Origin of the sequence: Sphingomonas sp. (genome assembly GCF_965227385.1) — a bacterium.
Taxonomy (GTDB): Bacteria; Pseudomonadota; Alphaproteobacteria; order Sphingomonadales; family Sphingomonadaceae; genus Sphingomonas.
Genome location: NZ_OZ245750.1, coordinates 771,917 through 797,437, shown reverse-complemented (window position 1 = coordinate 797,437; position 25,521 = coordinate 771,917). Strand labels below are relative to the sequence as shown.

The 25,521-nt window shown below is 66.6% G+C and carries 27 protein-coding genes; 9 read left to right on the top strand and 18 right to left on the bottom strand.

The genetic code is table 11. The features are described 5' to 3' along the window. Positions 1-71: 71 nt before the first annotated feature. The 5 genes from ACO05N_RS03755 to ACO05N_RS03735 are packed head-to-tail and all read right to left on the bottom strand — an operon-like array spanning position 72 to position 3,185. The gene (locus ACO05N_RS03755) at positions 72-1,505 is read right to left on the bottom strand and encodes an NAD(P)(+) transhydrogenase (Re/Si-specific) subunit beta (RefSeq protein ID WP_422055849.1); all 1,434 of its coding nucleotides are present in this window, start codon (positions 1,503-1,505) and stop codon (positions 72-74) included. 4 nt (positions 1,506-1,509) lie between these two features. Continuing rightward, positions 1,510-1,788 (bottom strand): NAD(P) transhydrogenase subunit alpha, encoded by a 279-nt coding sequence (locus ACO05N_RS03750; protein ID WP_066579070.1) that lies wholly within the window; start codon positions 1,786-1,788, stop codon positions 1,510-1,512. Further along, positions 1,788-1,940 (bottom strand): hypothetical protein, encoded by a 153-nt coding sequence (locus tag ACO05N_RS03745; RefSeq protein ID WP_422055848.1) that lies wholly within the window; start codon positions 1,938-1,940, stop codon positions 1,788-1,790. The genes ACO05N_RS03750 and ACO05N_RS03745 overlap by 1 nt, the downstream gene beginning before the upstream one ends. Then, on the bottom strand, positions 1,937-3,058 hold the full coding sequence (locus tag ACO05N_RS03740; RefSeq protein WP_422055847.1) for an NAD(P) transhydrogenase subunit alpha: 1,122 nt from the start codon (positions 3,056-3,058) through the stop codon (positions 1,937-1,939). Before ACO05N_RS03740 ends, ACO05N_RS03745 begins: the two co-directional genes overlap by 4 nt. A 1-nt stretch (position 3,059) precedes the next feature. Beyond that, entirely contained in the window at positions 3,060-3,185 is a 126-nt protein-coding gene (locus ACO05N_RS03735; RefSeq protein ID WP_422055846.1) for an aa3-type cytochrome c oxidase subunit IV, read from the bottom strand. A 160-nt stretch (positions 3,186-3,345) separates the two neighbouring features. On the opposite strand from ACO05N_RS03735, the gene ACO05N_RS03730 reads away from it, so the two are divergent. Further along, positions 3,346-4,776 (top strand): sigma-54-dependent transcriptional regulator, encoded by a 1,431-nt coding sequence (locus ACO05N_RS03730; protein WP_422055845.1) that lies wholly within the window; start codon positions 3,346-3,348, stop codon positions 4,774-4,776. Between the two features lie 3 nt (positions 4,777-4,779). Here the strand turns inward: ACO05N_RS03730 and ACO05N_RS03725 are convergent, their stop codons facing one another. Beyond that, positions 4,780-5,307 (bottom strand): cytochrome b, encoded by a 528-nt coding sequence (locus tag ACO05N_RS03725; protein ID WP_422055844.1) that lies wholly within the window; start codon positions 5,305-5,307, stop codon positions 4,780-4,782. Positions 5,308-5,366: 59 nt separating this feature from the next. Between ACO05N_RS03725 and ACO05N_RS03720 the strand changes: the two genes are divergently transcribed. Continuing rightward, positions 5,367-6,116: an SDR family NAD(P)-dependent oxidoreductase gene (locus ACO05N_RS03720; protein ID WP_422055843.1), complete on the top strand. Its 750-nt coding sequence runs from the start codon at positions 5,367-5,369 to the stop codon at positions 6,114-6,116. Positions 6,117-6,155: 39 nt separating this feature from the next. Continuing rightward, positions 6,156-6,698, top strand: a complete 543-nt coding sequence (locus ACO05N_RS03715; RefSeq protein WP_422055842.1) for a hypothetical protein — start codon at positions 6,156-6,158, stop codon at positions 6,696-6,698. Here ACO05N_RS03715 and ACO05N_RS03710 read toward each other — a convergent pair. After that, positions 6,695-7,228 carry a DUF2306 domain-containing protein gene (locus tag ACO05N_RS03710; protein ID WP_422055841.1) on the bottom strand — a complete coding sequence of 178 codons (534 nt, stop codon included), beginning with the start codon at positions 7,226-7,228 and terminating at the stop codon, positions 6,695-6,697. The two genes, ACO05N_RS03715 and ACO05N_RS03710, sit on opposite strands and share 4 nt — an antisense overlap. A 175-nt stretch (positions 7,229-7,403) precedes the next feature. Here ACO05N_RS03710 and ACO05N_RS03705 point away from each other — a divergent pair, with 175 nt between their 5' ends. Beyond that, positions 7,404-8,186 (top strand): LytTR family DNA-binding domain-containing protein, encoded by a 783-nt coding sequence (locus tag ACO05N_RS03705; protein ID WP_422055840.1) that lies wholly within the window; start codon positions 7,404-7,406, stop codon positions 8,184-8,186. 6 nt (positions 8,187-8,192) lie between these two features. On the opposite strand, the gene folP is transcribed toward ACO05N_RS03705, so the two are convergent. Together folP and ACO05N_RS03695 are read right to left on the bottom strand one after the other, a co-directional pair. Continuing rightward, a complete protein-coding gene (folP, locus tag ACO05N_RS03700; RefSeq protein ID WP_422055839.1) occupies positions 8,193-9,308 on the bottom strand; it encodes a dihydropteroate synthase in 1,116 nt (371 codons plus the stop codon). A 19-nt stretch (positions 9,309-9,327) separates the two neighbouring features. Next, complete coding sequence (locus tag ACO05N_RS03695; protein WP_422055838.1) at positions 9,328-10,473, bottom strand: site-specific DNA-methyltransferase; 1,146 nt, start codon at positions 10,471-10,473, stop codon at positions 9,328-9,330. 344 nt (positions 10,474-10,817) lie between these two features. Here ACO05N_RS03695 and ACO05N_RS03690 point away from each other — a divergent pair, with 344 nt between their 5' ends. Continuing rightward, the gene (locus ACO05N_RS03690; RefSeq protein ID WP_422055837.1) at positions 10,818-12,413 is read left to right on the top strand and encodes an isocitrate lyase; all 1,596 of its coding nucleotides are present in this window, start codon (positions 10,818-10,820) and stop codon (positions 12,411-12,413) included. Between the two features lie 77 nt (positions 12,414-12,490). On the opposite strand, the gene ACO05N_RS03685 is transcribed toward ACO05N_RS03690, so the two are convergent. From ACO05N_RS03685 to glmM, 6 genes are all read right to left on the bottom strand, one after another. Further along, entirely contained in the window at positions 12,491-13,114 is a 624-nt protein-coding gene (locus ACO05N_RS03685; protein WP_422055836.1) for a ribonuclease HII, read from the bottom strand. Continuing rightward, positions 13,107-13,901 carry a bifunctional hydroxymethylpyrimidine kinase/phosphomethylpyrimidine kinase gene (thiD, locus tag ACO05N_RS03680; RefSeq protein ID WP_422055835.1) on the bottom strand — a complete coding sequence of 265 codons (795 nt, stop codon included), beginning with the start codon at positions 13,899-13,901 and terminating at the stop codon, positions 13,107-13,109. Before thiD ends, ACO05N_RS03685 begins: the two co-directional genes overlap by 8 nt. 492 nt (positions 13,902-14,393) lie before the next feature. Beyond that, positions 14,394-15,269, bottom strand: coding sequence for a 2-dehydropantoate 2-reductase (locus ACO05N_RS03675; protein WP_422055834.1), 876 nt, complete (start codon positions 15,267-15,269; stop codon positions 14,394-14,396). Further along, positions 15,266-15,499 (bottom strand): DUF1272 domain-containing protein, encoded by a 234-nt coding sequence (locus tag ACO05N_RS03670; protein WP_422055833.1) that lies wholly within the window; start codon positions 15,497-15,499, stop codon positions 15,266-15,268. Before ACO05N_RS03670 ends, ACO05N_RS03675 begins: the two co-directional genes overlap by 4 nt. A 54-nt stretch (positions 15,500-15,553) precedes the next feature. Beyond that, entirely contained in the window at positions 15,554-15,877 is a 324-nt protein-coding gene (locus tag ACO05N_RS03665; RefSeq protein ID WP_422055832.1) for a YdeI/OmpD-associated family protein, read from the bottom strand. Continuing rightward, the gene (glmM, locus tag ACO05N_RS03660) at positions 15,874-17,214 is read right to left on the bottom strand and encodes a phosphoglucosamine mutase (RefSeq protein WP_422058699.1); all 1,341 of its coding nucleotides are present in this window, start codon (positions 17,212-17,214) and stop codon (positions 15,874-15,876) included. Before glmM ends, ACO05N_RS03665 begins: the two co-directional genes overlap by 4 nt. Positions 17,215-17,431: 217 nt before the next feature. On the opposite strand from glmM, the gene ACO05N_RS03655 reads away from it, so the two are divergent. Together ACO05N_RS03655 and ACO05N_RS03650 are read left to right on the top strand one after the other, a co-directional pair. Further along, positions 17,432-18,694, top strand: a complete 1,263-nt coding sequence (locus tag ACO05N_RS03655) for a dicarboxylate/amino acid:cation symporter (RefSeq protein ID WP_422055831.1) — start codon at positions 17,432-17,434, stop codon at positions 18,692-18,694. Positions 18,695-18,858: 164 nt separating this feature from the next. Then, complete coding sequence (locus ACO05N_RS03650) at positions 18,859-20,340, top strand: DUF2272 domain-containing protein (protein ID WP_422055830.1); 1,482 nt, start codon at positions 18,859-18,861, stop codon at positions 20,338-20,340. A 15-nt stretch (positions 20,341-20,355) separates the two neighbouring features. Here the strand turns inward: ACO05N_RS03650 and gor are convergent, their stop codons facing one another. The 3 genes from gor to pgi all read right to left on the bottom strand — a co-directional run bounded on the left by gor (position 20,356) and on the right by pgi (position 23,702). Beyond that, complete coding sequence (gene gor / locus ACO05N_RS03645; protein ID WP_422055829.1) at positions 20,356-21,702, bottom strand: glutathione-disulfide reductase; 1,347 nt, start codon at positions 21,700-21,702, stop codon at positions 20,356-20,358. Between the two features lie 207 nt (positions 21,703-21,909). Next, a complete protein-coding gene (locus ACO05N_RS03640; RefSeq protein ID WP_422055828.1) occupies positions 21,910-22,209 on the bottom strand; it encodes an alkylphosphonate utilization protein in 300 nt (99 codons plus the stop codon). After that, complete coding sequence (pgi, locus tag ACO05N_RS03635) at positions 22,209-23,702, bottom strand: glucose-6-phosphate isomerase (RefSeq protein WP_422055827.1); 1,494 nt, start codon at positions 23,700-23,702, stop codon at positions 22,209-22,211. Before pgi ends, ACO05N_RS03640 begins: the two co-directional genes overlap by 1 nt. Before the next feature lie 283 nt (positions 23,703-23,985). Here pgi and lepB point away from each other — a divergent pair, with 283 nt between their 5' ends. After that, a complete protein-coding gene (gene lepB, locus ACO05N_RS03630; RefSeq protein ID WP_422055826.1) occupies positions 23,986-24,831 on the top strand; it encodes a signal peptidase I in 846 nt (281 codons plus the stop codon). Then, the gene (gene rnc / locus ACO05N_RS03625) at positions 24,828-25,496 is read left to right on the top strand and encodes a ribonuclease III family protein (RefSeq protein ID WP_422055825.1); all 669 of its coding nucleotides are present in this window, start codon (positions 24,828-24,830) and stop codon (positions 25,494-25,496) included. Before lepB ends, rnc begins: the two co-directional genes overlap by 4 nt. Positions 25,497-25,521 lie beyond the last annotated feature (25 nt).

The following is a 25,521-nucleotide window of genomic DNA, read 5'->3' as shown; positions in this document are numbered from 1 at the left end:
GGTTGCCGGGCGATGCTGTCGCGGTTGCGCGTACAGATCAAGCGATTACGCGCGGGCGGTCCGGAACGCGGTCAGTCGAGCGACTTGACGATTTCCTCGACCATCTTCTTCGCGTCCGCCAGCAGCATCATGGTGTTGTCCTGGTAGAACACGTCATTGTCGACGCCGGCATAGCCGACCCCGCCCATGCTGCGCTTGATGAACAGCACCGTCTTGGCCTTGTTCACGTCGAACACCGGCATGCCGTAGATGGGCGAGGATTTGTCGGTCTTCGCCGCCGGATTGACCACATCGTTCGCGCCGATGATGAAGGCGACGTCGGTCTGGGCGAACTCGCTGTTGATGTCCTCCAGCTCGAACACCTCGTCATAGGGGACGTTCGCTTCGGCGAGCAGCACGTTCATGTGACCGGGCATGCGCCCCGCGACCGGGTGGATCGCGTATTTCACGCGGACGCCATGCTCTTTCAGCTTGTCGCCCATTTCGCGCAGCACATGCTGCGCCTGCGCCACCGCCATGCCGTAACCGGGGACGATGATGACCTGCTCGGCCTGTTGCATCAGGAAGGCGGCGTCCTCGGCGCTGCCCCGCTTCCACGGGCGGTCGGTCTTGGCCGCAGCAGCACCGCCGCCGCTGTCGCCACCAAAGCCACCCGCGATCACGCTGATGAAGCTGCGGTTCATCGCCTTGCACATGATGTAGGACAGGATCGCGCCGGAGCTGCCGACCAGTGCGCCGGTGATGATCATCGCGGTGTTGCCGAGCGTGAAGCCCATCGCGGCCGCTGCCCAGCCCGAATAGCTGTTGAGCATCGACACCACCACCGGCATGTCCGCGCCGCCGATCGGGATGATCAGCAGGAAGCCGATGACGAAGGACAGGACCAGCACGGTCCAGAACACCCATTCCGGCGCGCGCAGCTCGACCGTCAGGAACGCGATGAGGCCGAGGATCGCGGCCAGCGTGCCAAGGTTGATGACGTGCCGCCCGGGCAGCATGATCGGCGCGCCGCCCATATTGCCGTTGAGCTTGAGGAAGGCGATGACCGATCCGGAGAAGGTGATCGCACCGATCGCAACGCCCAGGCCCAGCTCGATCCGGCTGACCGGCAGGATCAGGCCGGCGTCGGGCGATCCGGCGGGGAAGACGATGCCGAACGCTTCGGGGTTGAGATAGGCGGCGACGCCGACCAGCACCGCGGCAAGGCCGACGAGCGAGTGAAAGCCCGCCACCAGCTGCGGCATGTCGGTCATCTTGATCTTGCGCGCGACGATCCAACCGAACCCGCCGCCGATGGCGATCGCGCCGATGATCTCGGGCAGCGACGCTATCTCGTGCGTGACGAGCGTCGTCACGACCGCGATCAGCATGCCGACCATGCCGAAGCGGTTGCCGCGACGGCTGGTCGCCGGCGAGGACAGGCCGCGCAGCGCGACGATGAAACACACGCCCGCGACCAGATAGGCGAGCGCAACCCAGGGGTTCAGCGGAGCAGCTTCATGCATCGGCTCAGCCCTTCTTTTTGTACATGGCGAGCATCCGCTCGGTCACGGCGAACCCGCCGAAGATGTTGACGCTGGCCAGCGCCACCGCGATCAGCCCCAGCCATTTGGCGGTCGGGCTGCCGGCAGCGGCCGATGCGATCAGCGCGCCGACGATGATCACCGATGAAATCGCATTGGTCACCGCCATCAGCGGAGTGTGCAGCGCCGGGGTCACCGACCACACGACATAATAGCCGACGAAACACGCCAGCACGAAGATCGACAGGATCGAGATGAAGTCCATCAGATCAGGCTCCCCGCCCGTTCGATGCGGTCGCGCGCATTCTCACGCATCGCCGCATCCTTGCCTAGTTGATAGCCGAAGCTCACCACCACGATGAGCGCCAGCGGCCAGCGGTGGCGCACGATCAGCGCCCGCAGCCGCATCGCGCTCACCCGAGCAGCCTCGCATGCACGACCTTGCCGCCTTGGGTCAGCCGGATCGCATCGCCGATCTCTTCGTCCAGCACCGGCTTCCCCGCTTCCTTGTCCCAGAAGGCGGAGAGGAAGTTGTAGAGGTTGCGCGCGAACAGGGCCGAGGCGTCGCTCGACAGGCGCGAGGTGGTGTTGCGGTGGCCGACGATCTTGACGCCGTGGCGTTCCACCACCTCGCCCGCGACCGCGCCCTCGACATTGCCGCCGGCTTCGACTGCGAGATCGACGATGACGCTGCCCGGACGCATCGACGCGATCTGTGCGTCGCTGATCAGCCGGGGCGCGGGACGCCCCGGGATCAGTGCGGTGGTGATGACGATGTCCTGCTTGGCGATGTGCGACGAAACCAGTTCGGCCTGCGCGGCCTTATACTCGTCGCTCATCTCGGTGGCGTAGCCGCCCGAGCCTTCGCCCTCGATCCCCGCGACGTTCTCGACGAAGATCGGCTTGGCGCCGAGCGACTGGATCTGCTCCTTGGTCGCGCTGCGCACGTCGGTCGCCGATACCTGCGCGCCGAGGCGGCGGGCGGTGGCGATCGCCTGAAGCCCGGCGACGCCGACACCCATGACGAACACCTTGGCGGCGGACACGGTGCCCGCTGCGGTCATCATCATCGGGAAGACGCGGCCATATTCGGACGCGGCGTCGAGCACCGCCTTGTATCCCGCCAGGTTCGACTGCGAGGAGAGGATATCCATCGACTGCGCACGGGTGATGCGCGGCATGAACTCCATCGCCAGCGCCTCGATCCCCAGCGCCGCATAGGCATCGACGCGGGCGCGCTCGCCGAAGGGGTTCAGCCCCGCTGCCAGCCAGGCACCCGGCTTGATCCCCGCCAGCGTCGCGGGGTCGGGACCCTGCACGCCCAGCACGATGTCGGCATCGGCCAGAACATCGGCGCGCGAGCCGATGGTCGCACCCGCCGCTTCGAAGGAGGCATCGTTTAGGAAACCGGTGTCACCCGCTCCGCTTTCGACCGCGACGGTGGCGCCCAGCGAAACGAACTTCTTGACGGTTTCCGGCGTCGCGGAGACGCGCCGCTCTCCAGCGGCGGTCTCCTTGAGGACCGCGATCTTCACCTCAGGCTGCGATCAGCCAGATGACGAACGCGGTGACGATCACACTGACGATCGTCCCGACCTTCAACAGGCGCATGAACCCGCCATAGGTCGCTTCATGTGCCTTCATGTCGCCGCTCTGGGCCATGCGTCTTCCCCTCGTAACGCTGTTCTGATGCTCGTCTTAGACAGCCGCCGCCCGACCCTCAACCCCTCTGCGCTTTAGTCAGGCTTAAGCCCGTCTTTACCCGATCATCGTAAGCAAGTGACCGAAACAGGGACAACCGAGACAGGTTTTGGGGGCGAGCATGACGCGCAACGGACAGCGCCAGCTGATGCTGATCGACGAGGAACCGGCGCAGCGCCGGCTGATCGCCGCGATTGCCGCGCGGCGGGGTTGGCGCACGATCTTTGCCAGCGATCATGAAACGGCGGTCGCTACCCTGGGCACGCCCGATGGCATGGCGCTCGATGCGATCATCCTTGACCATTGGGCGCCCGATTTCGACGCGGCGTCGCTGATTGCCGAGCTGCGCGCCAACCGACCGATGCTCCCGATCCTGCTGCTGACCGCCAACGGCTCGGTCGCGGCTGCCGTCAGCGCGATGCGCGCAGGTGCGACCGATTTTCTAGTGAAGCCGCTGGCCGCCGAACGGCTGCTCGCCGCGCTGGACTGTGCGGTCGGGGCCAAGGTGGCGGGCGAGCTGCGCCCGCTGACCGAAAAAATGTCCGCGCATCTCGCCTTTGACGAGATCGTGGGGTCGGCGCCGCAGTTCCGTGCCGCGCTCGCAATCGCGGCCAAGGCGGCGCGGGCGCGCGTGCCGGTGCTGATCGAGGGCGAGAGCGGGGTCGGCAAGGAAGTGGTGGCCGAGGCGATCCACGCCGCATCGCCGCGCCACACCAAGTCGATCGTGCGCGTGAATTGCGGTGCAATCCCCGCCAACCTCGTCGAATCCGAACTGTTCGGGCACGAAAAGGGCGCCTTTACCGGCGCCTTCGAACGCAAGATCGGGCGGTTCCAGGAGGCTGATGGCGGCACCATCTTCCTGGACGAAATTGGCGAAATGCCGCTGGAGGCGCAGGTCAAGCTGCTGCGCGTCGTCCAGTCGGGCGAGGTCCAGCCGATCGGTGCGCGCCACGCATCGCAGGTCGATGTCCGCGTGATTGCGGCGACCAACAAGACATTGCTGACCGAGGTCGAGGAAGGGCGGTTCCGCGAGGATCTCTATTACCGGCTCAACGTCGTGCAGGTGACGATCCCGCCGCTGCGCGACCGTGCCGGCGACATCGCGCCGCTGGCGCGGCACCTGCTGGCCCGGATCGCGGAACAGCCGGGGCTGCGGCCGTTGGGCATTACCGACGATGCGCTGACGTTGCTCGGCGGCTATGACTGGCCGGGCAATGTGCGGCAGCTGCAGAATGCGCTGTTTCGTGCGGCGGTGCTGTGCGACGGCGACGCGCTGACCCGCGCCGATTTCCCGCAGATCGCGCAGCTGGCGGGCGGACGCTCGCCTGCCGGCGCGCAATCGCATGGCGGCGCGGCGCAGGGGGCGGGGGTGACACTGTTCAAGCCTGACGGAAACCTACGCGCGCTGGAAGAGATCGAAGCGGACGTCATTCGCCTCGCCATCGGTCATTATCGCGGTCGCATGACCGAAGTGGCCCGCCGGCTCGGCATCGGTCGTTCGACCCTCTACCGCAAGCTTGGTGAGCTGGGGATCGACCAGAACGCGGCGTGAGTCTTAGCGGCCCGGCAGCATACGGCCGAGGGTGCCGTCGCGGTCAACGAACTGGTGCTTGAGCGCGCCAGCGACGTGCAGGACGATCAGCGCGATCGTCAGATAGGCGGCAAGCTCATGCGCTTCGCCCATCGCTTCATGCAGATCGTGCGACTTGCCGATCGGCAGGTCGAACCACGGGATCACCCCGAACAGCGCTCCGGTGCCGCGCGAGCCCGATGAAGCCGCCGCCCAGCCGAGCAGGGGCATGACCAGCAGCAGCAGGTAGAAGCCGCCATGCGTGACGCGCGCGGCCAGCCGCTCCCATGGCGCCAGCGCTGCGGACAGCGGCGGGGCAGCATGGGTCAGTCGCCACCCGATCCGCACCAGCGTCAACAACAGCACGGTGATCCCGATCGACTTGTGCAGCGGCATCAGGCCGCGCACATCCTCCATCGTGAAGGCGATGACGACATTGGCGAGCAGCAATGCGGCGATCAGCCAGTGGAGCAGGATCGCGCCGCCCGAATAGCGATTTGCAGAAGCGGTCATGCTGGTCTCCATGGGCAAGGGCGCTTCGTCGAACCGCCGGATGCCGTTATGCTAGCGCGATGACAGAACGATTTGAAGGACGTTGCGCGCTCGTAACGGGCGCGGCTTCGGGCATCGGACTGGCGATTGCGCAACTGCTGGCGGCAGAGGGTGCGGCGCGGCTCATCCTGGTGGATTGCGACGCGGCCGCGCTGGAGGAGGCGCAGGTCGACGCGACCTGTCATCGCGTCGTCGGCGATGTCGCGGACGCGGCGCTGTGGGATGGCGTCGACCTCGCCGGGATCGATCACGCCGTGGTCAACGCCGGGGTTGCGGGCGCGGGGGCAATTGCTGCGCTCGACTTTGCAGAGTGGCGGCGCATCCTGTCGGTCAATCTGGATGGCGCGTTCCTGACGCTGCGCGCGGCGATGCGGGCGATGACGGCACGCGGGGGCAGCATCGTGCTGACCGGGTCGGCGGCGGGGATCAAGGCCGAGCCCGGCGTCGCCGCCTATGGCTGTTCCAAGGCGGCGTTGCTCCATCTGGCCAGGGTCGCGGCGAAGGAGGGCGCGGCGGACGGCATCCGGGTCAACGCCATCGCGCCCGCCGGCGTCGAGACGCCCGTGTGGGACGCAGTGCCGATGTTCGCCGATCGTGTCGCGCAGATCGGTCGCGATGCCGCCTTCGCCGAACTTGCCGCGATGGCGACGCCATTGGGCCGCTATGCCAAGGCGGAGGAAGTGGCGGAGCAGATCGCATTTCTGCTCGGCGACCAATCGGCGCTGATCACCGGTACGACGTTGCTGGCGGACGGCGGCTACACGCTGTGACACTGGCGAAGCGAGCCGGGCGTCCCATATAGTCGGGTGATGCTGCGTTTTCTGGTCTTTGCTGCCGCGTTTCTCGCCCTTGCGGTGTTCGCGGTGATTCTGGTCACTGCCGGTGCGGCGGCGATCGGCGCGTGGTTCGGGATCCGGCGGCTGCGCGGCAAGATCGATGCTTATCGGCTGCGGCGCGCCCGTACGGTCGATCCCGCCGATCCGCTCGAGGCGGCGTGGACGCGTACGGCGACCGAGGCAGATTGGGCGGTGAGCCGGGTTGCAGCGGCACGCACGAGCTGCGCGCGCCTGCTCGCCATTGCCGACGCCGATCCGCTCGCGACCGATGCGGTCGATTGGGCCAATGTGATCCGCCGCCGCGTCCCCGATCTGGTTGCCGCGTGCATGGATGAATGCGCTGACGCGACCCCGGTCGAACGCCGCCGCAACCTCGACGATCTGGTCGAAAGCCTCGAAAAGATCGGTGCGGAGGCCGAGCGCCGCCGCGACCGCTTTCGCGACGGTCGGGTCAGCGCGTTCAACGTCCAGCGCACCTATGTCGACCAGCGCACCCGTCCGGGACCATTAAACTAGCCGAACAGCCACGCCCCCATCAGCCGGTTGCCGGCAAAGGCGAAGATGCCCGGAATGATGAGCGCGCCCAGATAGAGGCCGAGCAGGTGGTTGCGGTGCTTGCGCAGCTGGCCACGGCGCGCGCTGGCAACCGTCTGCCATGCTCCGATCAGGGTCAGCGGCACGAACAGGTGGATGAAGCTGAACTGTCCGTTATTCATGTGGCGGATGAAGAGCGCGGCCAGCGCGGTCGTCACCATCAGCGCGATCCAGATCCGACCGAGCAGCTTGTGCCGCGCGCCGCCCTTGCGAGTCAGCATCAGGTAAAGGCCCAGCGGCACGGCCGGGATCACCGTCGCGACATGGACGATCACGGCGAGCTGACGCGCCGAGTAATGGTCGATGGTCAGGCCCAGCGTCCACCGCGCCAGCGCGATCGCGATCGCAAGCGTCATCGCGCCACCGCTGAGCGCCACCAGCGCGCGCCAGGTCGGGGAAAGGTCGAAGCCGCCGGCTTGCGGGGGGCGACGATGGATGGTGGGGTTGGTCATGGCGGCGTGCATGAAAGGCTCCGTCTGGTTGTCGAGACAGGGCCTCGCCCGACCGGGCTGGCATCGCAATCGCGGTTGCGTAAGCGGGGCGCGCCTTTCGTGGACGGTGACGCAAATGCCTGTTCACGCATCGTGAACCGGCGATAAGAGGCGTGGGGTGAGCAAAGGGAAAGCAATGTCGACGGTGCGTCAGATACTGATCGAGCTTGCTGTTATGGTCGCGATCGGCGTCGTGCTGGCGCTGATCGGCCCGTTCGGCAGCTTCGCCGCGAGTTTCGGGTGGCGTCTGCTCTACTGGGTGCCGGTGATCGTCGCCGGCTATCTGATCTATCGCCCGATCGGTGCGGCGGCGAGCTGGCTCGGACACCGGCTGCAGCTTCCGATCGGCCCGATGTGGCTGGTGGCGACGCTGGTCGCGACGGTGCCAATGACAATGCTGGTCTGGGCGACGGGCTGCTCGGGCATATGCAGGCCGCCCGAAAGTATCGACCGCGCGCTGATCTGGTACGGGCAGGTGCTGGTGATCGGGGGCGCGGTGACGTTTCTACTGTACCTGCGCAGCCCGCGCGGGGCGGCCGCTCCGTTGCCGGCGGAGGAGCGTTCACCGGACTCCCCTCCCGAACCGGCCTCCGCTGCGGCGATGCCGGGTTCGCCGTTTCTCGACCGGCTTCCGCCGCATCTGGGAACCACGCTGATCGCGCTGGAGATGGAGGATCATTATGTCCGCGCGCATACCGCGGTGGGCAGCGATCTCATCCTGATGCGGATGCGCGATGCGATTGGTGAGCTTGCCGGGGTTCCCGGGATGCAGGTGCATCGCAGCTGGTGGGTCGCCCAAACGGCGGTCGCCGCGGTCGAGCGCGACGGGCGCAATGTCCGGCTGGAGCTGAGCAACGGCCTGCGCGCGCCGGTGTCGCGTGAGCGGGTGGCAGCGCTGCGCGAGACAGGCTGGATCTAGTCCTGCTTAACGCTGCTGGCCGACCAGCCCGTGGTCCTTCATCCCGCGCCAAATGCGCACCGCCTGCACCGTCTCGGGCACATCGTGGACGCGCAGCAGCTGGCATCCCGCGTCCGCACCCTTGAGCGCCAGCGCCAGCGATCCGCCAAGTCGCCGCTCGACCGGTGCCTCGTGGTCCAGCGCGCCGATCATCCGCTTGCGGCTCGCGCCAAGCATGATCGGCAGGCCGAGCCCGTGGAACAGCGTCAGGCCGTTGATGAGCGCAAGATTGTCGGCGAGCGATTTGCCAAAGCCGATGCCGGGATCGATCACGATATTGCTGCGCTGGATGCCGCCCGCAATCACCGCCGCGACCCGCGCCTCCAGCCAGTCGAACACGTCGATCAGAGGGTCGCGATAGCCGGTGCCTCCATGGAGTGACTGTGCCGGATCGGGCGAGTGCATCAGGATCACCGGGCAGCCGGCATTGGCGACGACTTCGATCGCGCGTGGATCATAGGCAAGCGCGGCGACGTCGTTGACGATATGCGCCCCTGCGGCCAGCGCCGCCTCCATCACCGATGCCTTGCGCGTGTCGATCGACACCGGCACGCCGGCTCTGGCCAGTCGTTCGATCACCGGAACGACGCGCTTGATCTCGTCGCCTTCCCACACCGGTTCGGCACCGGGGCGAGTCGATTCGCCGCCGACGTCGACCAGCGACGCGCCCGCCAGACCCATGTCGAACCCGGCTTGGGCGACCGCTTCGGGGTCGTCGCCATGCTTCCCGCCATCGGAGAAGCTGTCGGGTGTAACGTTGAGAATGCCCGCGACCAGGGGCTGATCGAGCCGCAGCGTCCGCTCGCCCGCGCGGATCACCGGACGCGGCGCGGAGATGGCGGCGGCGAGGGTGCGAAGGCGTTCGGCCTGCGCGTCGGGAAGCTGGGTGAGCAGGCCGGGCAGGCGCTCGACCGGGACCAGCTGCTGCGCGACGCGCCGTCCGCCTTCGGTCGCGATCAGCTCATAGGCCGCGAACCAGCTGAGCCCTCCGGCGAGGCGGGCCACCTGTCCGTCATAGCCGATCGGGCTGTCGACCGGCGCGACGGGGCGGAGGTAGAGGCGGGCGGCGGGGGAGATCGTCATGCTCCCCCTCTAGCGCGGATCAGGGCTGCGTCGCGAGCAGATAGGTCTGGCGCAGCGTATCGATGGGCTCAAGACGCTCGGCCCCCTGATGGTGCCAGAAGGTCCAGCCATTGCACGACGGCGCCCCTTGCAGCGTTGCGCCGACCTTGTGGATCGACCCGGCCACACCGCAATCGGTCAGCAGCGATCCGTCGGCCTTCACCACTGCGCGCCACCGGCGCTTGGCATCGCTCAGCACGGTGCCGGGCTTCAGATAGCCGGTTTCGATCAGCGTGCCGAACGCGACGCGCGGTGCCTGACGCGGGGCCATCATCGTGGTGAGGGCGCTCTCGTCGAGCGGCAGCGCGGCGGCGATGCGCTCCTGCGCCGCTTCGACATAATTCCCCTCGCGCTCGATCCCGATCCAGTGACGGCGCAGGCGCTTGGCCACCGCACCGGTGGTGCCGGTGCCAAAGAACGGGTCGAGGATGATGTCGCCCGGCTTGGTGCAGGCGAGCATCACGCGGTAGAGCAGCGCCTCGGGCTTCTGGGTCGGGTGAACCTTGGTCCCGTTCTTCTTGAGCCGCTCCTGCCCGCCGCAGATCGGGAATTCCCAGTCGCTGCGCATCTGAAGCTCGTCGTTGAGCGTCTTCATGCTGCGGTAGTTGAAGGTATATTTCGACTTCTCGCCCATCGACGCCCAGATCAGCGTCTCATGCGCATTGGTGAAGCGCGTGCCCTTGAAATTGGGCATCGGGTTGGCCTTGCGCCAGATGATGTCGTTGAGGATCCAGAAGCCCAGATCCTGGATTGCCGATCCGACCTTGAAGATGTTGTGATAGCTGCCGATCACCCAGATCGTGCCGTTTGGCTTGAGCACGCGGCGCGCCTCGGCCAGCCAGACGCGGGTGAAGGCGTCATAGGCGGACAGCGAATCGAACTTATCCCAGTCGTCGGTGACGGCGTCGACATGGCTGCCGTCGGGGCGGTTGAGGTCGCCGCCGAGCTGGAGATTGTAGGGCGGGTCGGCGAAGATCATGTCGACCGACGCGGCGGGAAGGGCGCGCATCGCTTCGATACAATCCTGTTGGATGATCGAATCGAGCGGGAGCACGTCGACCCAGCTGCGGGTGCGCACCTCGACCGCTGCCTGCGTCGCCTCAGCGACCTTTTCGATGACCCCCATTAACCACTCCAAACCCCGTTGAACCGGTGAAACGCCACGAACGGTGGACTCCGTCAAGCGAACATTGGTTAACGAAAAGGCTTGGGATTCCGTTAACTTGCCGGAACATTTCGGGACTTATCCACATGTTGAGTCTGGAAGTTATCCACAGGCACTAGGTTTGGGGTGTGGCAAAAAAGACTCGCCGATGATGATTCCGGCCGCCGTTGCGGTGTCACAAATTTACAAAACGACGACCGTTCTCGTGCGGCTACACGACTGTGCGACCGGTTCGGCGGGCGATTTGGTCGGAAATTCGCAAAACAAGTGAATAGTCACACTCGCAATCCAAGCGAGGTGACGCAATGACCTACCAAGACGAGATTGCCCGGGCGGCGAAGCCCATCGACGCGCAGCAGGGCCGCTGGGATGGCATCGATGCCGAATCGGTGGCGCGAATGCGGCTGCAGAACCGGTTCCGCACTGGCCTCGACATTGCGCGCTACACCGCCGGGATCATGCGCCGCGACATGGCGGCCTATGACGCCGATCCGGCAGCCTACACCCAGTCGCTCGGCTGCTGGCACGGTTTCATCGCGCAGCAGAAGATGATCGCGATCAAGAAGCATTTCGGCAGCACCAAGCGGCGCTACCTCTATCTCTCCGGCTGGATGGTCGCGGCGCTGCGCAGCGATTTCGGGCCGCTGCCCGACCAGTCGATGCATGAAAAGACCAGCGTCCCGGCCCTGATCGAGGAACTCTACACCTTCCTCAAACAGGCCGATGCCCGGGAACTGGGGATGATGTTCCGCGATCTCGATGCGGCGCGGGATGCCGGCAATGAAGTCGAGGCGGCGCGGATCCAGAATGCGATCGACAATTACGAGACGCATGTCGTGCCGATCATCGCCGATATCGACGCGGGCTTCGGCAATGCCGAGGCGACGTACCTGCTCGCCAAGAAGATGATCGAGGCCGGAGCCTGTGCGCTCCAGATCGAGAATCAGGTGAGCGACGAGAAGCAGTGCGGGCATCAGGACGGCAAGGTCACGGTGCCGCATGAGGACTTCCTGGCGAAGGTTCGCGCCTGTCGCTACGCCTTCATGGAACTGGGCGTCGATGACGGGATCATCGTCACGCGGACCGATTCGCTCGGCGCCGGGCTGACCAAGCAGATCGCTTATTCGAAGGAGCCGGGCGATCTCGGTGACCAGTATAACGCCTTCCTCGATTGCGAGGAGGTCACCGACCTGTCGGGCGTCAATGGCGATGTCGTCATCAACCGCGGCGGCAAGCTGATGAAGCCGAAGCGGCTGCCCAGCAACCTGTTCCAGTTCCGCGAGGGGACCGGGGCGGATCGCTGCGTGCTCGATTGCATCACCAGCCTCCAGCATGGCGCCGACCTGCTGTGGATCGAGACCGAGAAGCCCCATATCAAGCAGATCGCGTCGATGGTGGACCGGATCCGTGAGGTCGTGCCCAACGCCAAGCTGGTCTACAATAATTCGCCGAGCTTCAACTGGACGCTGAACTTCCGCCAGCAGGTGTTCGATGCCTGGGCGGAGGCGGGTCGGGACGTGTCAGCCTATGACCGGGCCAAGCTGATGAGCGTCGACTATGACGGCACCGAACTGGCGGACGAGGCGGATGAGAAGATCCGCACTTTCCAGAAGGACGCGGCGGCGCGGGCCGGCATCTTCCACCACCTCATCACCCTGCCGACCTATCACACCGCGGCACTGTCGACCGACAATCTCGCCAGGGAGTATTTCGGCGAGATGGGGATGCTCGGCTACGTCAAGGGTGTGCAGCGGCAGGAGATCCGGCAGGGTATCGCCTGTGTGAAGCACCAGAACATGTCCGGGTCGGACATTGGTGACGACCACAAGGAGTATTTCGCTGGCGAGGCCGCGCTGAAGGCCGGCGGGGTCCACAACACGATGAATCAGTTCGCGGCGTAAACGCCGTCACCATTTCCTGGGGAGGAAAGGAGGCCCGTCGTTGCACTCAGGTGCGGCGGCGGGCCTTTTCCCTTATGTCAAAGAGCGTGGACCACGGGTCCGAAATTGAGTTCCGCCTGTGCCACCGGGGCGAAGCTGCGGCGGTGGTGGGGGGTGGGGCCTAGGGTGCGCAGCGCTTCCTGATGCACGCGGGCGGCGTAGCCCTTGTTGCTGGCCCAGCCATAGCCGGGGTGGAGCGCATCCAGTTCTGCCATGATGCAGTCGCGGCGGTGCTTCGCGACGATCGATGCGGCGGCGATCGACAGGCAGAGCGCGTCGCCGCCGATCACCGGCTCGCTGGCGTGGGGCCAGTCGGGGCAGCGATTGCCGTCGACCAGCACATAGGCGGGGGACAGGTCGAGCGCGGCAACGGCGCGGGTCATTGCGAGCATCGTTGCCCACAGGATGTTGAGCCGGTCGATCTCCTCGACACTGGCGATGCCGATGCCGACGCGGGCACAGCCGAGGATCGCCTCGCACAGGGCGGCGCGCTTGGCTGCGGTCAGCGCCTTTGAATCGTCGATGCCGTCGGGGATGCAGGCGGGGTCGAGGATCACGGCGGCGGCAACCACCGGGCCGGCGAGCGGACCGCGACCGGCCTCGTCCACGCCGGCCACCGGGCCGCGGACGGCGTGGCGGAGCTCGAACGTCAGGTCAGGCATCGTCGTCCTCACCCTCTCCATCGACCACGTCGAACGGCACCATGCCGAGCGCATGGCCGACCGGGCCATGGCCTTCGCCCAATCCGGGGGCATTGAGGATGGCGAGGCGGACGAAGCGCACCGCCTGAATGAACGCCTCCCCGATCGACAGGCCCGAGCCGAGTCCGGTGGCGAGCGCAGCGGCGAAGGTGCAGCCGGTGCCATGCGTGTCGGGGGTATCGATCCGCTCTGCCTCGATCTCCATCACCAGCCGGTCCTTGGGGGCGTAGAGCTGGTCCAGGATCGTCGGCCCCTCCTTGTGTCCGCCCTTTTCGGCGAGGTGGCAGCCATAGGCCAGCACCGCCTGTCGCCCGCCGAGCGCGGTGAGTTCGGGGAGGTTGGGGGTCACGACCGACGCGATCGTCATCAGCCGTTCGAACGCGACGATGGTTTCGGGGTCGGCAAGCACCGATCCGCTGGTCGCGATCATCACGGGATCGAACACGATCGGGCAGTCGAGCGCTTCCAGCCGGTCGGCCACGGCATGGGCGATCTCCGCCGATCCGATCATCCCGATCTTCACCGCGTCGCAGCCGATGTCGGAGGTCACCGCGTCGATCTGGGCCAGCACGATCTCGACCGGAACCGGGTGGATGGCGGTGACGCCGAGCGTGTTCTGCGCGGTGATCGCGGTGATCGCGGTGGTCGCATGGCCGCCGAGCATGGTGACGGTGCGGATATCGGCCTGGATCCCCGCGCCGCCGCCGGAGTCGGAGCCGGCGATGATGAGGATGCGGGGAATGCTCATGGCGCGACTGTCCGGACGATGCTGACGAAAAGGGGGGTGTGTAGGGGGGAGTCGACTGCGACGGGGCGGGTTCGGGACGGTGACGCGACACCGACGCGACACCGGCGCGACATCCGGGCGACCGATGCGCAACGCCGACGCGACAGGCTGACAACGGGTGGGCGACTGGTTTGCGCCGGGGAAGCGACCGTCGCTGGACAGTAACGCGACCGAAGCGCGACGCGGGAGTCAGGCCGATCGGGTCGAGGTTGGGTGGTCGCGGACATTGCGGTCAAGCCATGACACAGGCGGGGGGCTGTAGGAAAGGGTGGGTCGCGATTCCTCCCCTGAGCGTGTCTCAGGGGAGGGGGACCGCCGCCGGAGGCGGTGGTGGAGCACCGTCCGCGCGACGACCGGTAGCCTCTCGGGAAAATTCCGCCCGCTACGGGGCGGCCCCTCCGTTAGCTTCGCTGCAACCTCCCCTGCGCGGCAGGGGAGGAATTGCTCCGCATTCTAGTTGTCGGGACCATTCTTCCGCAGCACCACATCCGCCATGCGGTTGAGCGGGGCGTCGATGCCGTGCCGCGCGCCCAGCCGCGCGATCACGCCGTTGCGGGCATCGGCTTCGGTCGGGCGGCCGGCGAGGCGGTCGGCATGGATCGAGTTGATCGAGTCCGCCGGGGCGGCGCGATAGCCGTCGACGATGCTGTCGGGCAGGTCGTCGGGGAGCGTGGCGCCCTCGGCGCGGCCCACCGCGATGCATTCGCGGATCAGTGCGCGCATCAGATCGGCCGCTTCGGCGTCGCGGGCGATGCCGGCGGGCTGGAGCGTGAGCGCGTTGACCGCGCCTGCGCAATTGACCGCGAGCTTGCGCCACGCTGCGGTCAGCCAATCGTCGGTCAGGATCGTGTCGATCGGGCTGTGCGCGAACAGCGCCGCGAAAGCGCGACCGGCGGCGTCATCGGGGACGGTGAGGCTGCCGTTGCGCCGCTGAACCACATCACCGGGGGCGCGGCGTTCGGCGGGGATGTCGACGATGACGGGGACGGTCCGGCTGGGGTCGAGGGCGGGGAAACGGTCGCGATGCTCGACCCCGTTCTGCAGGATCGCGACATTCGTGTCGGGACCGACCAACCGGTCGAGCCAAGCCTGCGCGCCGGGGGCGTCATAGGTTTTGGTTACCACCAGCACCCAATCGACGGGCGCGGCATTGGCGGGGTCGGTCAGGAGGCGCGGGGTGCTTTCGAGCACGCCCTCGGGCGTCTCCACCCGCAGTCTGGCGAACGGGGTGCGCGCGCAGAGGGTGACGGCATGCTCCGGCGCGGCAATCAGCCAGGCGGCGATGCTCGCCCCGACCGCGCCGGTGCCGACGACGGCGATGCGGGTCAATTGTCGTTGCCGCTGAAGCGCCGCGCGGTGCTGGCCGGATTTTTCCTGAGCGCGTCCCCGACCCGCGCCGGGCGGTCGAGCAGTTCGCCGCCGCAATTCGGGCAGGTCTCGTCAAGGTCATCCGCGCAGTTGGCGCAGAAGGTACATTCGAACGAGCAGATGAACGCCCCGCCCTGATCGGCGGGGAGTTCGGTGCCACAGCGTTCGCAGTCGGGGCGCATTTCGAGCATGGCCCCAGCTTAGGGCAGCGCGGCGCCCGTGCAAGGCCGGCCGCGGATCGGCGATCACTGCGGCTTTGGCGCCTTGCCGTCGATCAGCACCGCCTGTTGCCATTTTCCCGGCGCCTTGTCGGTGCGATGGATGCACCCCGCCCAGCAACATGGGCGGCGCTTGCCCGCGCGCAGTTCCTCGCCCATCCGTTCGATGCGCCGCGCGCGGGTCGCGGCCTGCTTCGCATCCTCCACCCAGCAGAGAAATTCGTTGCGCCCAAGCGGAGTCAGGCCATCCCATCGCGCCAGCAGGTCGGCATCCGCGCGCAGAGCCGCCGCGACATCGCTCGACACCGCATGCACGGTGCCGGGGGCGATGGGATCGGCCGTCGCGGTCACGCCGCCGCCGCGCGCACCGCGTCGCAGATGCGGTCCACCACGGCCTCGACCTGCGCCATATCCTCACCCTCCGCCATCACGCGGATCACCGGTTCGGTGCCCGACGGGCGGATGACGAGGCGGCCGGTGCCGGCCAGTTCGGCCTCTGCGGCGGCGATGACCTGCTGCACGGCGGTATGTTCGAGCGGTTTGCCGCCCGAGAAGCGGACATTCTTCAGCAATTGCGGGAGCGGTTCGAAGCGGTGCAGCACTTCGCTCGCGGGCGCACCGGCGCGGACGATTTCGGCGAGCACCTGCAGCGCGGCGATCAGGCCGTCGCCGGTGGTGGCATAGTCGGACAGGATGATGTGACCAGACTGTTCACCGCCGACATTATAGCCCGAGGCGCGCATCTTTTCGAGGACGTGGCGGTCGCCGACCTTGGTGCGGATAAGGCCCAGGCCCTGCGCGGCGAGATGGCGTTCGAGGCCGAGGTTGGACATGACGGTGGCGACCAGCCCGCCGCCCGCGAGCCGGCCCTGGCGTGCCCAGCCGCCGGCGATGGTCGCCATCAGCTGATCGCCGTCGATCACCTGGCCGCGTTCATCCGCTACGATCAGCCGGTCGGCGTCGCCGTCCAGCGCGATACCGATATGCGCGCCGGACCCGACCACGGTTTCGCACAAGGTGAGCGGCGCGGTGGAGCCGACCTGGTCGTTGATGTTCTTGCCATTGGGCGTCACGCCGATCGCGACCACTTCGGCGCCCAGTTCCCACAGCGCCGAAGGTGCGACCTGATAGGCGGCGCCGTTGGCGCAATCGACCACGACCTTCAGCCCGTCGAGGCTGAGATCCTCGGGGAAGGTTGCCTTCGCGAAGTGGATGTAGCGGCCCTTGACGTCGTCGACGCGGCGGACGCGGCCGATGTCGGTCGAGGGCGCGAGATCGATATCGGCATCGATCAGTGCCTCGATCGCCGCTTCATCCGCGTCGGACAGCTTGTAGCCGTCGGGGCCGAACAGCTTGATCCCGTTATCGGCATAGGGGTTGTGGCTGGCGGAGATCATGACGCCAAGGTCGGCGCGCATCGAATGGGTGAGCATCGCCACCGCCGGCGTCGGCATCGGACCGACCAGGGTGACGTCCATTCCGACACTGGTGAATCCTGCGACGAGTGCATTTTCGATCATGTAGCCGGACAGGCGGGTGTCCTTGCCGATCACCACGCGGTGCCGGTGATCGCCGCGCACGAAATGCTTTCCGGCGGCCATGCCGACCTTCATCGCCATCGCCGCGGTCATGTGCCCGGCATTGGTCTTGCCGCGAATTCCATCGGTGCCGAAATATTTTCTTGCCATATCTGCCCGCTTTGCGACGTTGCCCCGGCTTGCATCGACCTTCAGTCCATGCTGGCCTGCAAGTGGCGGCTCTGCACGCTTCCGGTGCTCACGTACCTTGAGTACGCTGCGCTCCGGGTCGTACAGAACCACCACTTTCGGCTCAGCCTGAACTGAATCTCGATACAAGCCAATTCCCGGGGCGCGGTCATAGCGCCGCTTTTTCGCAAGGGCGAGCATGTCGCAAGCAACCCGTATCTTCGTTGCACTCATTCTGGCGCTTGCCATCGGGGTTGGCGCCGCCGCGATTGCGCCGGACCGCGCGCTGGTCGCCGCCGACTGGGTCCAGCCGATCGGCACAATGTGGCTGCACGCGCTGCAGATGACGATCGTGCCGCTGGTCGTCTCGCTGCTGATCACCGGCATTGCCGCGACGGCGGAGGCGGCGCGGGCGAGCACGCTGGCGACGCGGGCGTTCATCACCTTCATTGTGCTGTTGTGGATTTCGTCGGCACTGGGCGGGGCGATCGCGCTGGGGCTGTTGTCGGTGTTTCCGCTGGGGGCCGATCTCGGCACCGCGTTGAGTGAGGCACTGGGCACGGCGCCGCCGACCGGCGAGATTCCGCCCTTCTCTGCCTTCCTCGTGGCATTGGTGCCGTCCAACCCGATCGCGTCGGCGGTCAATGACGCGTTCCTGCCGATGATCCTGTTCACCACCGTCTTCGCCTTTGCGATCACGCGGTTGCCGGTCGAGGAGCGCGAGCGGCTGACCGGGTTTTTCCAGGCGATCGGCAATGCGATGCTGGTCGTGATCAACTGGGTGTTGTGGCTGGGGCCGATCGGGGTCGGGGCGCTGGCCTATGTCGTCGGCGCGCGGGCGGGGACGGCGGCGTTCGGAGCGCTGCTCCATTATGTCGCGATCCTGTGCACCGTCGGCATCGTGCTGTGGCTGCTCGCCGTGCCCTTTGCCTGGGGCGTGGCGAAGGTGACGCCGGGGCGGTTCATCCGCGCGATCCTGCCGAGCCAGGTGGTCGCGGCGTCGACGCAAAGCTCGCTTGCCAGCCTTCCCGCGATGCTGCGCTCGACCGAGTCGCTCGGCGTGCCGGTGGCGCGTGCGGGGGTGGTGCTGCCGCTGGCGGTCGCGCTGTTCCGCTGGACCGGGCCGGCGATGAACTTTGCCGTCGCGATCTATGTCGCGCACTGGTTCGGGATCGAGCTGACCGCGGGGCAGATCGCGGCGGGCTGGGCCGCGGCGGCGATCACGACGATGGGCGCGGTGGGGCTGCCCGGGACGATCAGCTTCGTGTCGTCGATCGCGCCGATCGCGATCGCGATGGGCGTGCCGATCGCGCCGCTGGGCCTGCTGGTGGCGGTGGAGACGATTCCGGACATCTTCCGCACGCTGGGCAATGTCGCGATGGATGTCGGCGCGACGCGGGCGATTGCGGGTGAGGGCGAGGCGGACAGCGAAGCGGATGCGTTGTTGCGCGAGGGGGCTTGAATGCTTCCAAAATCGTTTCGGCTATAGTAATAGTCGTTAAGTCCGGCAGATTCGGATGTGATCCTGTCGAATGTCGCAACGTGTGTTCTTTGATCGATATTTAGGTATGCGTATCTTGTCTTTTACGGAGACGATAAGCGATGCCATCGACAGCTTATGCACAAATGCTCGCATCCGTTGCGCGCCGCGAATATCAGGATTATGGCGGCGTTCCTGAATCCGACAGGCGACTGCGCGACCGGATCTACAAAACCTATCTGGCCGACCTTGCCGTCGCGGACCCCGCCGACAGGCTCGGCTGGAAGATGTCTCAGGACATTTCGAGCTGGGCGTGGTCTGCCACATTCGTATCGTGGTGCGTCTTGCGCGCAGGTGCGACGTCGGCCGAGTTCGACTTTTCGATTCGGCACGCCGTGTTCACGCAACGCGCGATCCTGAACGCCGATGCGGGCACGGGTGTGTTCCGGGGGAGACCGATCGACGCGCGGCCTCCGCAAATCGGCGACCTGATCGTCGCCAACCGCATGGGCGGAACAAAGGGCTTCGCCGATGCGCGGGCGAGTGACAATTATGCGTCGCACAGCGCGATCGTCGTCGATCTGGTCCGGCGCAACGGCAAGACATATGCCGTCACGGTCGGTGGCAACGAAGGCAATTCGGTTGGTCGCACCGAAATCGAACTGACGGCGGCGGGACTGGTGAGGCAGCGTGCGACCAATCCCTATATCTGCGTGATCGAGACGTTGAAGGGCGATGCCGGCGATGCGGATCCGCTGGCGGAGGCGGTCGCGGGCGGGCTGGCCAAGGCGTTCCGGAAACATGGCACCTTCATCTACAATTCCGCCGCGACGATCGCCGACTATGGCAGTCCGGCGAATGTCGCGGCGGCCATGGTGCGCGCGGGGATGTCCCACGCCTGGGTGCGGATCCACGGGCGGAAGGCCGATGCCGCGCCGACGCAGGCCGCGAGCAAATCACTGATTGCGGCGTTGCAGAGTGCAGGCATCGCAGTCGCCGGATGGGGCTGGGTGCAGGGCGAAGATCCTAAAGGGGAGGCGGCGATCGCGCTGAAGGCGCTGAACACTTATGGCCTGAAGGACTATATCGCGGACATCGAGCCGGGGCATAACAACTCGGTCTGGACCTCGCTGGAGGTCGATGCCTTTTGCGCGGCGGTGCGCAAGGGTGTCGTCGGGTCCTTTGCGGTATCTTCCTTTGCGCTGGTCGACTGGCACGAACCGCAGCTGATGTCCGCAGCCTTGCCCCATGTCGACGCGTTCGCACCGCAAATCTACTGGTTCAACTATCCCAACTCGAAGATGGTGCAGCAGTTCAAGCGGCCTGACGGCACGAACTATCCGATCGGCAAGGCGCATGGCTATGCCGAACTCTGCCTGGACCGCTGGGCCCGGCTGGCGGCGACGTCGCCCAAACCGCTGATCCTGACGGGCCAGGCCTATTGGGGCGAGAGCGGGTTCAGTCAGGCGGCCGCGGAGGCGAAGCTGGACGAGTTTCTGGCAGGCTGGCGGGATTTCGGGCGGATCGCGGGGCTGAATTGGTGGCATTTCGGCGGGAGCACCGGAATGAGCCACGCAATGCTGGAGTCGATCACCAACGCCGCGTTAGGCGACAAGACCTATGCCTGACGCGCCGAGTCGAGCCTACTTCATCAACACCAGTTCCTCCGCCATCGACGGGTGCAGCGCGACGGTCTGGTCGAAATCGTCCTTGGTGAGGCCCGCCTTGACCGCGACTGCCGCCGCCTGAAGGATTTCGGGGGCGTCCGGGCCGATCATGTGGAGGCCGAGGACCTTCCCCGAATTGGGCTCGCAGATCATCTTGTACAGCGCGCGTTCGTTGCGGCCCGCCAGCACATTCTTCATCGCGCGGAAGTCGGAGGTATAGACCTTGACCGCGCCGAATTTCTGCTTCGCCTCGCTCTCGGTCATGCCGACGCCGGCGATCGGCGGGTGGCTGAACACGGCCGAGGGGATGCAGCCATAGTCGACGGTGGTCGGCTTGTTGCCGAACACGGTGTCGGCGAACGCCTGACCCTCGCGGATCGCCACCGGCGTCAGCTGGACGCGGTTGGTGACGTCGCCGACGGCGTAGATCGACTCGACCGACGACTTGTTGTCCGCGCCGACCACGATCGCGCCCTTGGCATCCAGCTCGACCCCGACTTCGGCGAGGCCCAGGCCATCGGTGTTGGGGACACGGCCGGTGGCGAAGAGGACGCAGTCGACCTCCATGTCGTCATGGTTGGTCATGCTGACCTTGAGGCTGCCGTCGGCATTCTTCTCGATCCCGCGGAATTCGGCGTGGAAGCGGAAATCGATGCCCTTGGTCATCGAAATCTGCAGCAGCCGGTCGCGGATCTGTTCGTCATAGCCGCGCAGGATGACGTCGGAGCGGTTGATCAGCGTCACCTTGCTGCCGAATTCGTTGAAGATGCCGGCAAATTCATTGGCGATATAGCCCGCGCCCGCGATCAGCACCCGCTTGGGCAGCGCGTCGAGGTGGAACACCTCGTTCGAGGTGATGCCATGTTCGTGGCCGGGGCAGGAGGGGACCAGCGGGCGCGCGCCGACCGCGATCAGGATCTTGCCTGCAGTGATTTTCCGACCGCTGGCCAGCGTGACTTCGTTCGGGCCGGAGACGGTGGCGCGTTCGTGGACAATCTCGACCCCGTGGCTGTCGAGCGTGTTGGTGTACGCGCCGTTCAGCCGGTCGACCTCCGACAGGACATTGTCGCGCAACACCGCCCAGTCGAAATCGCATTCGGGGACGTTCCAGCCGAAGCGGCGCGCGTCGTGCAGATCCTCGGCGAAATGCGCGCCATAGACGAGCAGCTTCTTGGGCACGCAACCGCGAATGACGCAGGTGCCGCCGACGCGATATTCCTCGGCAATCGCGACCTTTGCACCGTGCGCGGCGGCAACGCGGCTGGCGCGGACGCCGCCCGAGCCTGCACCGATGACGAAGAGGTCGTAGTCGTAATCGGCCATGTCGGGCTCCTGTTGGGTCGTCGGAGCGGGAGATAGGGGGCTGGGGTGGGATTGCCAACGGAGGGGGTGGGTTTGCACCCTTCCGTTGGTCACCCCGGACTTGTTCCGGGGTCCACGGTGCCGCGCTTCCGGCGCTCAAGCCGCGCGTTTCGTGCAACGCCTCGCGGTGGACCCCGGCACAAGTCCGGGGTGACGATGGGGTGATTGTCAGCGTTTGCGGACGAATTCGGCGCGCAGGACGAGGCCCTTGATGCCGTCGAACTTGCAGTCGATCTCCTGGCTGTCGCCGGTGAGTCGGATCGATTTGATCAGGGTGCCGCGTTTGAGGGTTTGCCCTGCGCCTTTGACGGTGAGGTCCTTGATCAGCGTTACCTGATCCCCGTCGGCAAGCACGTTGCCGACCGAATCGCGGACTTCGACCACATCCTCCGCCGGAGCCGCAGCCGCCTGCGAGGCGGGGACCCATTCGCCGCTCGCCTCGTCATAGACATAGTCTTCGTCGGACATCAGCCGAACGCCCGCCGGATGAGGTCCTCGGTGGAGGGGTCGAAATCCTGTCCGCCGCGCTCGGCGGCCTTGGCCATTTCCTTGCCCAGCTCGACGCCGAACTGGTCGAACGGGTTGATGCCGAGCAGCGCCGCGCTGACGAAGGTGCGGTGTTCGTAGAAGGCGATCAGCGCGCCGAGCGTGTAGGGATCGAGTTCGTCGAGCAGGAGCGTCATCGACGGGCGGTCGCCGGCATAGGCGCGGGCGGGGTCGTCATTGGCGCGGCCGGCCATCAGCGCCGCACCCTGCGCGAAGCAGTTGAGCAGCAGCGCGCGGTGGTGATCCTCGGCCAGCGTGTCGCCGCCCTCGATCACCGCCAGAAATTCGAGCGGGATCAGGTGGGTGCCCTGATGCAGCAGCTGGAACACCGCGTGCTGCGCGTCGGTGCCGACGCCGCCCCAGGTGATCGGCGCGGTGGCGCGGCCGACGGGCTGGCCGTCCGCGGTGACCGACTTGCCGTTCGATTCCATCTCGAGCTGTTGCAGATAGCTGGGGAGCAGGCGCAGGCGCTCGTCATAGGCGAACACGCCGCGCGTCTGGGCGCCGCGATTCTGGGTGTAATAGAGGTCGGCGAAGGCGGCGAGGACCGGCGCGTTGCTGCGCAGATCGGTCAGGCGGAAATGGCGGTCCATCTCTGCCGCGCCATCGAGCATCGCTTCGAACGCGTCCCAGCCGAGCGCGATCGCGGCGGGGAAGCCGATCGACGACCACAAAGAATAGCGCCCGCCGACCGATCCGGCGAAGGGCAGGATGCGGGTTTCATCGACGCCCCATTCGACCGCCTTGTCCGGCGCGGCGGTGAGCGCGATCACGCGGCCATAGGGATCCTCGACCCCATGTTCGCGCATCCAGTCGAGCGCGCTGGTGGCGTTGAGCAGGGTTTCGGTGGTGGTGAAGGTCTTCGACGCGACCGCGATCAGCGTGGCGTGCGGGTCGAAGGCGTCGATCGCCTCCTCCAGCGCGCAGCCGTCGATGTTGGAGACGATGGCGACGTCGTAGCGGTCCATGTCCCGGCCGAGCGCGTCGATCAGCAGCTCCGGCCCCAGCGCGGAGCCGCCGATGCCGATGTGCAGGATGTGGCGGATGGGGCCGAGTGCCTCCGCCTCGATCGCGTCGATCAGGCCGCGCATCCGGCCGTGATAGGCGGCGGCGCGCGCGACGCTGTCCTCACTGCCTTCGCCACGCTCGGCGGTATGTTCGACCGCGCGACCTTCGGTGACGTTGACGACATCGCCGGCGAACAGCGCGTCGCGCTTCGCTGCAAAGCCTGCGGATTTGGCCAGCGCGGTGAAGGCGTCGAGCGCGGTGGCGTCGAGATGCGTCTTGGAAAAGTCGAAATGGATGCCCGCGACATCGGTGGTGAACGATGCGAGGCGGTTCGCGTCAGTGGCGAACAGGTCATTGAGCGGGGTGCGCGGCAGCGATTCGATCGCGCTCCAGTCGGGGGTCGCCATGTGCCTGTCTCCTTTTGGGTCGCGGCGCGTGTAGCGTGATGGCTTAGGCTTCGCCAGTTGGAACTCCCCTCCCTGCAAGGGAGGGGCTGGGGGTGGGTGCGCGCGTCTGCGCGCCTAAAAGACCCGTTCGCTCGCCTCAAGCGGCGTGCGGGGCGTCGAGCCCCGCACGCCGCTAGACCCACCCCCGACCCCTCCCTTGCAGGGAGGGGAGAAGTCACGGCGCCACGTAACTGCACCGCAAGAGTGCCTTGACGATGCCACACACCCAAAGCACAGCAGCAACATGGACGATTCCGCCACGGCGCAGACCGCCGCCCCCGCCGAGACCCTGAAGCCGCGCTCAGAGCTGCGGGATACGATCAGCTTCCTGGTGAAGCTGGTAATCCTGGTGTTCATCGTGCGCAGTTTCGTATTCGCGCCGTTCAGCATCCCGTCGGGGTCGATGCTGCCGCGGCTGCTGGTCGGCGACTATCTGTTCATTACCAAGTGGAATTACGGCTATTCCAGGCATTCGCTGCCGTGGAGCCTGCCGCTGATCCCGGGGCGCGTGTTCGCCAAGGATCCGGCGCGCGGCGATGTCGTGGTGTTCAAGGCGCCGCCCGACGCCAAGACCGACTGGATCAAGCGCGTGATCGGCGTGCCGGGCGACACGGTGCAGATGCGCAACGGTCAGCTGATCCTGAACGGGCAGGCGATCCCGAAGCAGCGCGTGGCGGATTTCGTGCTGCCGATGACGCCGAACGCCGATTGCGACGCGCCGACGATCGAAATGGCGGCGGACGGCACGCCGGTGTGCCGCATCGCGCGCTATCGCGAGACGCTGCCGGGCGGGAAGAGCTATGACGTGCTCGACGCCGGGCGGAGCGAGGGCGACAATACCGAAATCTTCACCGTGCCGGCCGGCCATGTGTTCCTGATGGGCGATAACCGAGACAATTCGAGCGACAGCCGGTTCGAGCCGCTGATGATCGATGGCGAGAACAAGCGCGGCATCCGGTTCGTGCCCATGGAGAATATCCAGGGCAAGGCGGTGGTCAGCTTCTGGTCGACCGATGGCAGTGCCAGCTGGGTGCTGCCCTGGACCTGGTTCAGCGCGGCGCGGTTCGAGCGGATCGGGGAAGGCTTTTGAGTGACGACCTGCCCGGCTGGCTGGCCGGGGTGCTGGGCCATGCGCCGGACGATCTGGCGGTCTATCGCCGTGCGCTGACGCATGGCAGCCAGGGCGCGGACAATTACGAGCGGCTGGAATTTCTGGGCGACCGGGTGCTGGGGCTGACGCTGGCCGAATGGCTGTATGCGCGCTTTCCGGGGGAGCCCGAGGGGAAATTGTCGCGGCGCTTCAACGCGCTGGTGACCGGGCAGATGTGTGCCGAGGTCGCGCGCGAGATCGGGGTGCCGCGCCATCTGAAGCTCGGCAAGCAGGCGCGCGACGATGGCGCGTCGGACAGCGACAATGTGCTGGGCGACGTGATGGAGGCGCTGATCGGCGCGACCTTCCTCGACCAGGGGTTCGACGCGGCGCGGGCGCTGGTGCGGCGGTTGTGGGACAGCCGGATCGACAATCAGTCGGCGGCGCCCAAGCATCCCAAGTCCGCGCTGCAGGAGTGGGCGGCGGCGAACAACCGCCGCGCGCCGGACTATGTGCTGGTCGAACGATCGGGGCCGGGCCATGCGCCGCGTTTTCGCGTGAAGGCGGAGATCGCCAAGCTGGCCGAGGCCGAAGGAACGGGATCGAGCAAGCAGGAAGCCGAGACTGCCGCGGCGGCGGCGTTGCTGGCGGTGCTGCAGAAATAAGGTGGCTCGGCGGACTGGTTCCGGG